This is a genomic window from Ideonella sp. B508-1, assembly GCF_000333615.1.
In the GTDB taxonomy this organism is placed as follows: domain Bacteria; phylum Pseudomonadota; class Gammaproteobacteria; order Burkholderiales; family Burkholderiaceae_C; genus Ideonella.
Genome location: NZ_BADL01000220.1, coordinates 1 through 13,132 on the forward strand (window position 1 = coordinate 1; position 13,132 = coordinate 13,132).

The 13,132-nt window shown below is 62.6% G+C and carries 14 protein-coding genes; 10 read left to right on the forward strand and 4 right to left on the reverse strand.

Translation table 11 applies throughout. The features are described from left to right. The 7 genes from I73_RS33850 to I73_RS09480 all read left to right on the forward strand — a co-directional run. A partial coding sequence (locus I73_RS33850; protein WP_234409462.1) for a hypothetical protein occupies nt 1–221 on the forward strand: 221 nt, incomplete at its 5' end. A 660-nt stretch (nt 222–881) separates the two neighbouring features. Next, nucleotides 882–2,237 (forward strand): DUF1329 domain-containing protein, encoded by a 1,356-nt coding sequence (locus tag I73_RS09455; protein ID WP_022980384.1) that lies wholly within the window; start codon nt 882–884, stop codon nt 2,235–2,237. 223 nt (nt 2,238–2,460) lie between these two features. Further along, nucleotides 2,461–3,015, forward strand: coding sequence for an electron transfer flavoprotein subunit beta (locus I73_RS27115; RefSeq protein ID WP_022980385.1), 555 nt, complete (start codon nt 2,461–2,463; stop codon nt 3,013–3,015). A 104-nt stretch (nt 3,016–3,119) separates the two neighbouring features. Continuing rightward, complete coding sequence (locus I73_RS09465) at nt 3,120–3,458, forward strand: transposase (protein ID WP_022979679.1); 339 nt, start codon at nt 3,120–3,122, stop codon at nt 3,456–3,458. Continuing rightward, nucleotides 3,455–3,787 (forward strand): IS66 family insertion sequence element accessory protein TnpB, encoded by a 333-nt coding sequence (gene tnpB, locus I73_RS09470; protein ID WP_022980386.1) that lies wholly within the window; start codon nt 3,455–3,457, stop codon nt 3,785–3,787. The genes I73_RS09465 and tnpB overlap by 4 nt, the downstream gene beginning before the upstream one ends. A gap of 84 nt (nt 3,788–3,871) precedes the next feature. Then, the gene (locus tag I73_RS09475) at nt 3,872–5,530 is read left to right on the forward strand and encodes an IS66 family transposase (RefSeq protein ID WP_026096520.1); all 1,659 of its coding nucleotides are present in this window, start codon (nt 3,872–3,874) and stop codon (nt 5,528–5,530) included. Next, nucleotides 5,527–5,748, forward strand: a complete 222-nt coding sequence (locus I73_RS09480; RefSeq protein WP_022980388.1) for a hypothetical protein — start codon at nt 5,527–5,529, stop codon at nt 5,746–5,748. The genes I73_RS09475 and I73_RS09480 overlap by 4 nt, the downstream gene beginning before the upstream one ends. On the opposite strand, the gene I73_RS30870 is transcribed toward I73_RS09480, so the two are convergent. Beyond that, nucleotides 5,735–6,493 (reverse strand): phage/plasmid replication protein, encoded by a 759-nt coding sequence (locus I73_RS30870; protein WP_022980389.1) that lies wholly within the window; start codon nt 6,491–6,493, stop codon nt 5,735–5,737. The genes I73_RS09480 and I73_RS30870 overlap by 14 nt on opposite strands. Before the next feature lie 1,128 nt (nt 6,494–7,621). Between I73_RS30870 and I73_RS09490 the strand changes: the two genes are divergently transcribed. After that, a complete protein-coding gene (locus I73_RS09490) occupies nt 7,622–8,587 on the forward strand; it encodes a hypothetical protein (RefSeq protein ID WP_022980390.1) in 966 nt (321 codons plus the stop codon). A 513-nt stretch (nt 8,588–9,100) separates the two neighbouring features. Here the strand turns inward: I73_RS09490 and I73_RS09500 are convergent. The 3 genes from I73_RS09500 to I73_RS09510 all read right to left on the reverse strand — a co-directional run bounded on the left by I73_RS09500 (nt 9,101) and on the right by I73_RS09510 (nt 11,658). Continuing rightward, complete coding sequence (locus tag I73_RS09500; RefSeq protein ID WP_022980392.1) at nt 9,101–9,508, reverse strand: hypothetical protein; 408 nt, start codon at nt 9,506–9,508, stop codon at nt 9,101–9,103. Nucleotides 9,509–9,520: 12 nt separating this feature from the next. Continuing rightward, entirely contained in the window at nt 9,521–10,393 is an 873-nt protein-coding gene (locus I73_RS09505; protein ID WP_148289758.1) for a hypothetical protein, read from the reverse strand. A gap of 878 nt (nt 10,394–11,271) precedes the next feature. Further along, nucleotides 11,272–11,658: a hypothetical protein gene (locus I73_RS09510; RefSeq protein ID WP_022980394.1), complete on the reverse strand. Its 387-nt coding sequence runs from the start codon at nt 11,656–11,658 to the stop codon at nt 11,272–11,274. A gap of 304 nt (nt 11,659–11,962) precedes the next feature. On the opposite strand from I73_RS09510, the gene I73_RS09515 reads away from it, so the two are divergent. Continuing rightward, complete coding sequence (locus I73_RS09515; RefSeq protein WP_022980395.1) at nt 11,963–12,775, forward strand: TIGR00266 family protein; 813 nt, start codon at nt 11,963–11,965, stop codon at nt 12,773–12,775. Nucleotides 12,776–12,811: 36 nt separating this feature from the next. Continuing rightward, nucleotides 12,812–13,132 (forward strand): EI24 domain-containing protein (locus tag I73_RS09520; protein WP_022980396.1); only part of this gene is annotated, 321 nt, incomplete at its 3' end.

The window sequence follows — 13,132 nt, forward strand, 5'->3', positions numbered from 1 at the left end:
CCATGCCGCTGGCGGGCACTGTCACCGCCGCACCGATGGACTGGGTGCAGGCCCTGGCCGATGTGGCCGGCTATGTGGCCACGGCCAAGGGCGTCTGGCTTTCCGAGCGCTCCGCCTCCCCTTTTTCTTCCATGCCGAGTTGGGCTCGAACCCGCCGTCCATCGAGGACAACACGCCAGGTTCGTCCGTCGTCGTCGCTGCGCAATACCACGCCGCGATGACCGACGGCAAACGCACGTCCCTGGCCTACGAGCACCACATTGGTCAGGTCGACACCCACTGGCCCCGGCACCTGCGTGAAGCTCGCCCCTCCATCATCGGAGCGAACGATCACGCCACGCAGACCCACGGCCACGACGAGTGCGTCCCGGGCCGCCAAACCAAGAATCGGGGCAGCCACTGCGGAGCGAACGTGGACGGCAGGCAGCTGCAGCGGATCCCCTGGAGACCGTGCAGCAGACTGCTGGGACCACAGCGACGCGCTGGCGACAAAAAGTGCCAACAGAATGGCACCGCCACGGAAAAGATTTGAGGATCGAAAAGTACGAGGCGTCGGCATACGAGGAAGCAGTCATTCGGCAAGCGGCACGGCAGCCTGGGCAGCACCACAGATGACAGTGGTACGAGTGCAAATTGATTGTGCCGCTCCCTCGATCCAACTCCATGTCCGCCCTGCACAGCAAAGTTGACCCAGTCAGACCAACTCGTCCGCCTTTCGCAGCCCATTGCCCACTCGTCCGCTGGCAGTACCCCGCCCCCCGAGGGCCTGTTTGCTCGGGTCAATCAAGCTGAGCAACTGAACACTTGCCCGGACACCCGGCTCGTTGGAAGCTAAGCCCCCACATCCTGAGCCCACCATGAAGTTCGAGAGGAAGACAGTCATGAACGCATTTCAGCTTTGCGCGCTCGCTGCAGCCAGCGCCATAGTGCCCATGTCCGCGACGGCGGGTGTCAGCAAAGCCGAGGCGGCGAAGCTGGGAACCGCCGAAGTGACGTGGTTCGGCGCAGACGCGCGTGCCAATGCAGACGGATCGATCCCGGCATGGACAGGCGGCATCTTGGGTGCGCAAGGAACCAAGGACCCGGCGGCTTACGTCGCAGACAAGCCTCTGTACTCCATCACGGCCGCCAACATGGCCCAACACGCGAGCAAGCTGACGGAGGGTCAGAAAGAGATCCTCAAGCGCTTTCCAGACTACCGCATCGATGTCTATCCCACCCGGCGAACTTTCTCTGCCAACCAGTGGATCATGGACAACACCCGCAAGAATGCGCAGCAGTGCACCACCATCGATGACGGCAATGGGCTTGATATCAAAAACTGCCTGGGTGGCGTGATGTTTCCGCTGCCGCAGACAGGCAAGGAAGTGATGTGGAACTTCCTGGCACGTGTCCGGCCGCCTAATGCGTGGTACGCGCGCTCCCGCAACTGGGTTGTGGAGAAGGGGCACAGTCCGGTGATGACCGGTGAGACCGAGACGATCGCCTACAGCGCATTCTTTGATCCGCAACGGACGAAGGAAACCACCCTGCTGGCGCAGATTCGGGTGATGTCCACGGGGCCAGCCCGCGCGGCGGGTGAAGGCATCCTGATGTACCAACACGTCACCCCGGAGGCCAATCCGACCCAGGTCTGGCAGTACATCCCGGGTCAGCGCCGCGTGCGCCTGGCACCCGAACTGGCCTTCGACACACCATCTCCCAACAACGGCGGTCTGATCACGGTGGATCAGACCGACGTATTTCTGGGCTCGCCTGAACGCTACCAAATGAAGATCGTCGGCAAGCAAGAGAAGCTGTTGCTGAACAACAACCATAAGCTGCTGTTCAATAAGGAGGCGTGCGGTTCGCCCAAGCTGCTTCAACCCTCGTTCGTGAATCCCGAGTGCATGCGATGGGAACTGCAGCGCGTTTATGTGGTCGAGGCCACCGTGCAGGAAGGCAAACGCCATCTGCTGCCAAAGCGCGTCTTCTACATCGGCGAAGACGGCTACCAAAGTATCTCCAGCGACGACTATGACAGCGGCGGCAAACTGTATCGCACCTCGTTCCGCCCGACGTTCGTACCCGCCGAAGGCGGCGCCGTGCCCTATTCGATGACGCTCATGTACGACTTCGCCCGTTCGGCCTACGTGGTCGAGGGTCTGCCAAACGACTTCGATGGCGTGCAGTTTGTACCGCCGCCGAATCCCCGCGACTTGTCCCCCGACGCGCTGGCGGCGACGGGCGTACGCTGAACGGCGGCCAACACGCCCCGTTGGCCTGACGGATCAGCTTTCCTGCTGCCGGTGCACGCGATGCCCGCATCGCGCCCCGGCAGTTGATCTTGCCGACCACACTACAAGCTCCGTACTTCTCCAGTCCGGCGTCAAGGTTGCCGAATGGGCTGTGGAGTTCGACAAGCTCAGGAACGAAGCGTGGTCCGTCTGAATGAGTAACGGACCCAGTGAAAATTCGAACATGGCCGCACTCGTCATTGCCGAGCACGACAACATCTCGCTCAAGAGCGCAACCCTTCACACGATCCGGGCCGCGATCGAAATCAGCGTCTTTTCAGACGGTCTGGTCGACGTTCTGGTTGCAGGGCACGGGGCGTCAAGCGTTGCGGAATCTGCGACGGACATCAAAGGCGTCGGCCAAGTGTTGTACGCCGACGCACCCAGCCTGGCACCTGGCTCGGCCGAGAGCGTGGCAGCGCAGGTGCTGGCCGTGTCACCAGGCTATAGCCACATCCTCTTCCCCGGCACCCTCAACGGCAAGCGCGCAGCGCCTCACGTAGCGGCCAGCCTGGGGGTGGCGCATTTCAGCGACGTCACCGGGGTCGTCTGTGCAGATACCTTCGAACTCCCCGCCGATGGTGGCCATGCCATTGCCACCGGGCAATGCGACGATGCCATCAAGGTGCTGACGGTACAGACGACCGGCTTCGATGCAGCGGAGGGATCGGGGGGATTCGGCGCCATCACATTCATACCCGCCGCTTCGGGCGCAAAGAGCGGCGCCGGCGTGCGGTGAAGTTGCGGATGGACGGCACGAGCGTAAGCGGCCAGCTATCCCATCTTGAAGCAGGCGCTTGATCGGCCAACGATCCTGTCCACGATCAACCCATCCTGGACACGATGACTACGGACAAGAAGCGGATCCGCCGCAACCACACCCCGGAGCTGAAGGCGCAGATCATCGCCGAGTGCGAGGTCCCTGGCGCCTCGGTGGCGAAGGTCGCGATGGCCCACGGCATCAATGCCAACATCGTCCACGGCTGGCGTAAGCTGGCTCGCGAGCAAGGCGTAGCGCAGGTCGTAGGACCCGCCTTCGTGCCGCTGGCCATCCCGGCGTCAGCTGTCGTCGACAAAGAGATCCATGTCGAACTCCGGCGCGGCGCGCTCACGATGACGGTCGCCTGGCCCTCTTCGGCGGCGGCCGAGATGACGAGCTGGATGCGCGAGCTGCTGCGGTGATCCGCATCGACGCCATGTGGCTGGCCGCCGAACCCACCGACATGCGCGCCGGCGCCGAGCGTCTGCTCGCGCGCGTCGTGCAGGTCTTCGGCAGCGCAAAGGCGCACCACGGCTATGTCTTCGCCAACGCGCGCGGCACACGCATGAAGCTGGTCGTGCACGACGGCTTCGGCGTGTGGTGCGCAACGAGGCGCCTGAACCAGGGCCGCTTCCTCTGGCCGCGCGATGGCGGACCGGTGCCCGCGTTGACGCGCGCGCAGTTCGACGCGCTCGTGCTCGGCCTGCCCTGGCAGCGCCTGGAGCACATGCAGGTCATCTCGCGCGTGTGAACGCACGGCCCTCTGCATGCGCCCGGGAGGGCAATTCGAGGATGCCCCGTGGCCGTGCGTGGCGAGGCTGCCGACAATGTCTGCATGCTCGACGTGAAAACGCTCAACGTGCAGGCCCTGGAGGGCCTGAGCCCGAGCGCCGTCACCGAGTTGGCCGCATCGCTGATAGCGCAGTTGGCCGCCACACAGGCGGCCTTGCAGGCCAAGGACGCGCAGATCGAGGCGAAGGACGAGGAGATTGCGCGCCGCGATCACGAGATCAAGTTCAAGGACGCCAGGCTTGAGCGCCTGACGTTCCAACTCGCGCAGTTCAAGGCCTGGAAGTTCGGCGCGCGCACCGAGGCGATGAACGCCGAGCAGCGTCACCTCTTCGAGGAGGCCGCCGCCGAGGACGAGGCCGATCTCGAGGCGCAAATCGCGGCGTTGAAAGCCGAGGCGGCCCAGGACGCCAAGCCCGCGGACGACAAGCGCAGGCCGCGTCGCGCCAAGCTGCCGGAGCACCTGCGCCGGGTCGACCACCATCACGAACCCGAGACCACGACCTGCGACTGTGGCGAGCCGATGCGGCGCGTCGGCGAGGACGTGAGCGAGCGCCTGGACGTCGTGCCGGCTGAGTTCTTCGTGCATCGGCACATCTACGGCAAGTGGGCGTGCAAGTGCTGCAGTGCTCGCGGGGAAGGAAGGCTCACCCAGGAGCCGGCCGAGCCACAGATCATCGACAAGGGCATGCCGGCCGAGGGCCTGCTCGCGCACACGCTGGTGGCCCGCTACGTCGACCATCTGCCGTACTACCGGCAGGAGACGATCAACGCGCGCTCGGGTGTGCACACGCCGCGCTCGACGCTGGCGGCCTGGTCGGGTGCGGCCGCGGGCGCGCTGCAGCCGCTGTACGAAGCGCATCGCGCCTTCGTGCTGAGCGCACGAGTGCTGCACGCCGACGAAACGCCGGTGAAGATGCTGGACCCGGGCGCAGGCAAGACCACTCGCGCCTACGTCTGGGCGTATGCGAGAGGCGAGCACGATGACGCGGCCGGCGTGATCTACGAGTTCTGTCGAGGGCGAGGCTCGAAGTACCCGGCCGACTTCCTCGCCGAGTGGCGAGGCACGCTCACCTGCGATGACTACGGCGGCTACAACGTAGTCATCGAGCGCGAGGGCTGCGTCGAGGCCGGCTGCCTGGCGCACGCGCGCCGGAAATTTGACGAGCTGGCCAAGGCCAAGGCGAGCGCCGTGGCGGAGTTGGCGATCCAGCGCATCGCCAAGCTGTATCGGATCGAGGCCGAGGTGCGGACCATGGACGTCATGCAGCGGCTCACGCATCGTCAGCAGTACGCCGCGCCCTTGTGGGAAGAGCTGCACGCCTGGATGCAGGCCGAACGCGGGCGCGTGCCCGACGGCGGAGCGACGGCCGCGGCGTTGGACTACAGCCTGCGGCGCTGGAAGGCGCTCGGCCGGTTCCTGCACGACGGGGCCGTGAGCATTGACAACAACCACCTCGAGAACCTCATGCGCCCGTGGGCGATGGGGCGCAAGGCGTGGCTGTTCGCGGGCAGCGAGTTGGCCGGTCAACGCGCGGCGATGGTGATGAGCTTGGTGCAGTCGGCCAAGATGCATGGGCACGATCCCTGGGCCTACCTGCGCGATGTCCTCGAACGGCTGCTCGCACATCCGAACCATCGGCTCGACGAGTTGCTGCCGCATCGATGGCGGCCCTGCGATGCCGCACCAAAGGTCGCAGCATGAAGAACCTCGATGCACTCATCGACAACGGTGGCAGCTTGGGCATCGGCCCGATGGGCTCCATCGAATGTACGGCGACCGCAGACGACGGCCACAACGCGATGGCGATGCTCGTGCGCCGCGATGGCGAGTCGTTGAACGCGCTGCTCAAGCGCCTCGACCGTGCGGTGGGGCGCTTCTTCGAACACGACGAGATCACCGACGAAGTCAACGGGCCTTGATCCACGGGGACGCGTCAAGACGGGACGGCTGGCCGCTTACGTACAGGCGATCCAGACCGCCGCAGAGGACCAAGGCGTCCAAGGTGGACGCCTGATGCTGGCTGAGCCCCTTGGCCACGAAGCGCCCCTCGAAGCGAACCAGCCCCTGTCGGTGGCAATGCTCCAGCGTCAATTCGGGGGTGGCAGTGCCATTTTGTGCCAGCTCATTGCCCTTGATGTAGGCCTGGAACTGCTTGCCGCCATTTTTGCCGCCTCCCCAGCGGACCGTCTCAAGGTGATGGATGTGGTGCTGCTTCAGTCCCGACATCTTCTGCGCCGCCAAATGCTGGATCAACAGGGTGGCCTCCTCGGAAGACCCAGTGACGATGTCTGTGCAGATGTCGAGCCGGTGGACCGTGGCCTGGAACTCGGCGTCAGAGATGCCTTTTCTGGATGGGGCAGTGGGGGTGAACGGCGGGAGTCCTTGGCTTGCCAGGATGGCGTTGACTGCGGTGAGTGCTTCCTGCCACCTGAGGCCTTGAAGGTTGTCAGTCCTGCCGAAGCGACTCGGGTTGCCAGAGAAGAACACGGTGCTGTTGACACACCTGATCTGCACGCGGGAGCCGAATGTGCCCTCCAGGATGCGGAATTTGTAATCCCTGCGGACGATTTTGCCCTGGGAGTCGAGTTCCTGGACCTGCCCGCCATGGATGTCCGGCAGTGGTCTGTCGTGGCGCTGGCTGATGCTGATGAAATCGATCTTCATCGACTCAGATCGGAAGAAGCGGCTGTACCGGTGCTGCTCCGAAGGGTTGGGGCCTCATCTTTTCTGGGAGGCAACGGGATGAGACATTTCGCGCTTGTTATTAGTGCCTTGTTGGCGCTATGGGGGCGTGCTTTTCGCTTTGGCTTCTCGGCCGAAGGAGGTCGGTTGCACGGGGCGGGAGGCGTGCCGCTGTCTGTGAACGGAGCTTGTGGCTGAGAGGTCTTCTTCCGACTCTCGGAGTCAGCTGCCGCAGCCGGCAGAGCCCCCCGTTCATCCCGTCTAGCCATCACCTCCACCAGGCGCCAGCGGGTCTGCCGAATGCCATTGAATGCAGGAGGAGGCACCCGCTTTGCGCGCACTTGCGCCCACCACCAACTGACCGAACGGCCATACAGGGCTGCTGCGGCCTTGTCTGTGATCAGGATGGCATCCCGCATCTCCGGGGTCGCCAAAAGCGCGCGAACCTCCGGGGAGAGGCACTGCAGTTGCGGGAGCGTTTCAATGAAGCTCATATAGGCCCACATGGGGGTAAGTCAAAAGCCCATGCTCAGCCCAAAAAAATCGCCCATCAGCTCCGATTACCGGGTTTGCCGGCGGCCCCGGTGGTCTCCTTCAAATGCAGATGCGGGGTGCTCGTGCACTGCCACTCAGGGCTGCCTGAGTGGCCGGAACTCAATTGACAGCTTCCGGCCGAAAGGGGCCGCTGCACTCGGTCGGTCCAACGACAGGCCAAGACTGGTTGCTGTCGGTCGCGTTCAGGCGGCGTACGTCGGCGGCTCCTGGAAGCTGACTTTCGGTCCCGCGTCAACCGATCGGCAGCTTCACGCAAGAAGCCTTCAAACGCAGTTGATCTACGAGCGGGGTGGCTCATTGATCGGAAGGCGCTGTGGCGGCTCTCCCGACAGACGATCGCGCGTATCCGACCCGAAGCAGTCGTATGGCTGCCGCAGAGCTGGAAATTCAAGGGCGAGGGGGAGCAGGTCAAGAAGTCGCCACCCAGCAGTAGGCCCAGGAACTCAAGCTTTCTTGATTCTTAGGAGAACCGAAAGAGGAAAATCTTCCGCTGGTCTACCGCCCAAGCACGGCAGAGACCTCACAATCCTGCAGAAGTCTGGTAAGGAGCGCGGCATGGACTGGGTAGCACTTCTCAGGGCTCTGAAGGAAGCGACCAAAGAACTGCCCGGGATGAAGCCGGCGTGGGGCGTCGTCATTTTGGGGCTTGTGGCCGCAATGGTCGTCTACGTGATGGGCAGCGGCCGAGCGGCGGTTATCGCGGTGATCTTTGCGGCACTCGGTGTCATCGTTATCTATGTGCTCATGAGCCTGGCAAGGCTCGACGAAGGCCGACCCCTTAATTTGCTTCAATCAAATGGACTGGTGCTTGCGAGAACTGTCACCTGGGCGCTCGTCGTATTCATCGTGTTGCTGTTCCTTGTTGTCGTCACCGGGCAGCCGTGTCGCCTCGGTCAGTTGCTGGGGGTTCCAGATACCGACTGTGTGGTCAAATTGGCCGGCGTACACATCCAGCGCGTTGTCAATTTCAATGGCTCTGGGTGTCAGAACGGCGAACGAATCCTTCGCGAAGTCGTAACGGACAATTTGACGTTTGAGGGCGACGTAAGTGATTACGTCATTCAGGCACGGAAGGAAATGGTCGAGACCACAAAACTTTCCGTTCAATACAAGCTGGACGGCAGCATGGTTCCGGTAGACGTCAAGTGGGCGCCGGACTTTGCTGACAGCACTCGTTTCCTATACCCAATTCCCGTCAACGGAAAGCCTGCCACCGTATGGTATTCGTGGGAGCAAAGGCCAGAACCCAAAGACGACCTCTTCGCCCTGGTGGCTGTCGCATCAAGCCGACCGATTCTTTCGCTCCATGTTACGGCCAAGACACCGCTGGGTACGAGCATCAAAGGTGGCAATCCCAGGTACCAGGACCGAATCGCCCGGATGGAAAGTGTTGGTTGTAGGCTTGAATTGTCAGACCCTGCCAAGCTGGACTGTGCCAAGCCGCTGAACAACGAGGTGAATGTTCCGCTGATGTACCCAGTATTGTGGGATGTCTTCGCTCAGTGTGAGCCCAAACCGTAGCATCCAATAAGCAAAAGCCCGCGCAGGTTAACTGCGCGGGCCAGCAACTGCTCACTGCATTGCTACGTCTATTCAGCCGCAGACGTTGGCTTGTTCGTGACGGGACGACATCTTCGATACCTCCATCAGGTTGGGGAACAACGCTTCTGTGCGAAGGGAACTGCTTATGCGATTATAGCGCGGGAGCTGAGGGCACGATGACGTTCTCAAACTCATGTCTGTTCGTGTCTATTCGGAGTTGGAAGTTCCTTCGAAAGAGGCTATCGAAGTTTCAACGGTGATAAATGATGGCGGCTTGTGTTGGCTGGCCGCTTACGTGGTAACCAACTCTAGGATCGAGGCAGCAGATCACGTCTAGACGAGCCCCAGGGGTTGCGCCGAGATGGTCTGAATGGGCACCTCTGTCACGATCTCGCTGCCGAAAGAGGTCCAGTCTTGGCTGGTCGTGGCCCTCACGGCCTTGCAGGTCCGGTCGGCATCCGATGCGTTGGATACGTCAGCAGCCCGGTTCGGCTAGCCGGCATCGCCAGAGACGACGTCCTCGAGCCCGTTGACGGCGGCCACGACTCCCTGGAGTTGACCAGCAGAGATCGCCAAAGCCAAGTTCAGCACGGCGGTGGCGATGCCGAGTGCCCGTTCGATCCGCTTGATGCGCTTGAGCACGTTCTCCGCGTTCTTGGTTGCCTCTTCGACGCTCGCCTTTGCAGCCGAGGTCAGCTTGCCAATCTGTGAGATGCCCTCGGCCCGGGCCTTCGCCGTTGCGGCATCAAGCTTCTCCTCTAGGTCTTCGAGGGCGGTCCTTTCTTTCGGCGTCAGCCTCGGTCGATTCCGGATGCGATAGTGCAGTACCTCGCTGGAGATCAGTGCGAGCTTGTCTGCAAAGTCAAAGACTTCGGTGGCCGCGTTGGTGGTAGTCGGCATGACTTACTCCTCCTAAAACGCCTTGTCCAACTGCTGGTAGAGCGAGCGAACCTCCTTGGCGAGCTTCTGAACCTCCTTAAGGCGGTCGTTGTCGGAGAGCTTGTCGAGATTGGCGCGAAGGTCCTTAATGGTTGCCTTCATCTGGTTCACAGACGTTCGCATCGCCCCGACCGCCTTGTGCTGCTGCTGTAACTGCAGATCCAGTCGATACAGCTCCATCAGCTGTAGCCTCGTCGCAACTGGGGTGGCGCGTGCATCCGCCTTGAGTGCCTCGGCGAAGGCTTCGTTGTCCGATCGGCGCTCGCTCACATAGGCGCCGTAGACGCGATCGGTGTAGGTGACAAGAGCATCGGCCAGCACCGAGACGGCTTCCTCGTGACTAAGCGCCTCTTCGATCGCTTGCCGCTGCACGCGCGCGACCGCAGCACTGGTGATGAACTTGAAGAGGGCGGTTACTGCGCCGAGCTTCTCCTTGGGAATGTCCTTGAACTCGCCAATCTTCTTGGTAAGCGCGTCGTAGTCGTCATCGATCGAGCTTGCGACGCCATCACCTGCAATGGCGCTCAGCTTGGTTGCATAGTCGGCCAGGGCCGAGCTGATGCCTTTGGCCGTAAGATTCTCTTCAGCGATGGGCTGGCAGTTCATTTCCGCGCGCTTGATCGTGTCGGCAGCGTCGAAATCCTTGATCGCAACGTCGCTGGTGTACACCCGACGGAGCACGAACTTCTGCTGGCACTGCTCCACGGCTCCCGTGAGGATCGGGTCGAAGGCCACTGAGATCTTCTTGGTCTCGTCCGCAAAGTCGCGGACGGCGCTCAGATTGATCGCGCAACCGCTGGTCAACACAGCAACAACAATCACTAGTAAGTGAGCATAGCGACGCATGGCTTCTCCCCGGCCCCGGTAAGTCAATCCGACGAATCAGGCATTCGAAGTCTCCGCATCCGGGGTGAAAGACTCATCTCCAAGAGTGATGACGTCTTTCCTGATGGCCGGCGGTCACGATCACAGAAATGCGCACGCAGGGGTTGACTGACCTGCGCCCCCCCGCTGCGGGATCCTAGACGAGTGACGTGGGGTGCCCGACAGGCAGCTTCTGGGCGTAGAGATTGGGACAGCCAATGTCGCGTCAGGGTCGATCCGAGTCCATCGCTCTTCTCCGGGCCGGTTGCGCATGGCCTGACAAGACCTCCGCGGCAAGGAGGTCAGCTGTCCCCGCATTGCCGACGCTCACTGTGGCGCCGGCTACCGAACCGGATGTTTGCTTGATGGCGGTCACCCTGAGTAGGTCCGCCGTCGGGGAGTGTGGCATCACGCTGCACTGCCGTCTTCCTTAGGCACAGATCGAAGGTCTGCAACGAGTAGTTCGCCGCCGACTGCGTCCTCGAACTGGTCTTGCACCAAAGTGTTGAGCTTTGTTGGCGAATCGCTTAGTCTCCCTTCCAAGTTGGTCACTCGCTAAGCGGGAAGGGTTACGTCCCCCCGCCGTTGGAAGTAGTGACAGGGTGGGCTCCGAAAGGAGCCCACTTCCTTGGTGCTCTTCCCCTGGCCTGGATGTGCGCTGTGTTGGCACATAGCTTGGCGCGATTTCAACCGCACAACTTTCAGCACAACATTGGAAACGCGAATTGGATAAGTCATTTGAAAACAACTAGATGAGTGTTGTTTTCAAGTGACCCCGGCCCAACACAGCCAGCCGATGCGTCGGCTGGTTCACTTGAAAGCCCTGGAGTGTTCCTCCGGGGCTTTTCCTTTTGTGGGCTTCACAGAAGACGGTTCAGCAGCCGCAGGATGGGGCTGAGCCACTGGGTCAGATCGCTGACCTGGTCTGCTTCGACATTGCGCATCGTTGGCCCGCGGTCCAGCAGGTTGTCCACGAAGGGGGCGATGTCGGCAATGCCCTGTTCCTGGATGCCGGTGCCGGAGAAGTCGACGATGGTCAGGCAGTGACTGTCGTTGAAATCGCGGTAGAAGGGGACGTGATAGTCGATGTTCGGGGTCGCATCCAGCAGCGGAAGCCAATTGGCCAGGTCGGTGCGCCACAGTGCGTTGAGCTTCTGGGCGCGCACGTCCGGATCGGGTTCGTTGGCGATGTCCGAGAAGAAGTCGGTGTAGCTGAATCCCGAGAAGATGCCATCGGTCTGGAACACGAGGTAGCCGAAGCGGTCTTGCGGAATGGACCGATGGCGAGGCGGGGGCCATCCCGGCCGCGGGACGCTCGACCTTGGCGGGCTGCTGTGCCGACAGCAGCCAACCCGCTGCGGCGACGGCGGTCAGAACGGCGATCACCCGGGTGCGACGCCGCAAGCTCGTGCCACGGGAGGGAGGTCGGTCCATGCGCACGCAGTCAGCCGTGGGCCGAGGAAAGATTCATCCCGAGTTTGCATGGGCGCCGCGAGGTCATGCGCCTTCGGTACCATCTGCGGCTTCTGACTCATTGCGAAGGGGATCACGATGGCCATGGATGTGGTGGACTATGAAATCAAAGGCTCGGAGATGCAGTTCGTGGAAGTCGAACTGGATCCCGGCGAAGCGGCCGTGGGCGAAGCCGGCAGCATGATGTTCATGGACGCGGGCATCGGCATGGACACCGTGTTCGGCGACGGCTCCAAGTCCACCGGCGGACTGTTCGGCAAGCTGCTGGGCGCGGGCAAGCGTCTGATCACCGGCGAGTCGCTGTTCACCACCGTCTACACCAACCAGGCCAGCGGCAAGCTGCGGGTGGCCTTTGCGGCACCGTACCCGGGCAAGATCCTGCCGATGGACCTGCGCCAGCTGGGGGGCATGCTGGTGTGTCAGAAGGACGCCTTCCTGTGCGCAGCGCGCGGCGTGTCCCTGGGGGTCTACTTCCAGCAGAAGCTGTCGGTGGGCTTCTTCGGCGGCGAAGGCTTCATCATGCAGAAGCTCGAGGGTGATGGTCTGGCCTTCGTGCATGCCGGAGGCACCGTGGTGCGTCGCGAGCTGCAGCCCGGGCAGACGCTGTTGGTGGACACCGGCTGCGTGGTCGCCTTCACGCCGAATGTCAACTTTGAAATCCAGTACGTGGGCAAGATCAAGACGGCGCTGTTCGGTGGTGAGGGTCTCTTCCTCGCCAAGCTGACCGGGCCGGGCACGGTCTGGCTGCAGAGCCTGCCCTTCTCTCGCCTGGCCAGCCGCGTGTTCGCCGCGGCCCCGCAGAACGGAGGTTCGCGTGAAGAGGGCTCTCTGCTGGGTGGCTTCGGTGCCGGCGGCCTGCTCGGTTCCGTTCTGGGCGGCGACGACGAATGACCTCCTTGACGCGGTGCCTGCGGCCCGCCGGATGACATGAAGCTGCTTCTGGATTCCTTCTGGCGGGCTGCGGCCTACCTGATGCGCCCGCGGGTGCTGGCGCTGACTCTGCTGCCGCTGCTGATCGCCGGCGGCCTGTTCCTGGTGCTGGGGTATTTCTTCTGGGAGCCGGCGGTGGCCGCCGTGCGTGACCAGCTCGAGAGCTGGTCGCTGATCGATGCCGCGCTGCGCTGGCTCGACACCTATGTGGGATCCAGCTTCCGCGCAGTGATGGCGCCCATGATCATCGTGGCCCTGGCTGTGCCGGTGGCGGTGGTCATGTCGCTGTTGCTGGTGGCCCTGCTGATGATGCCCGCG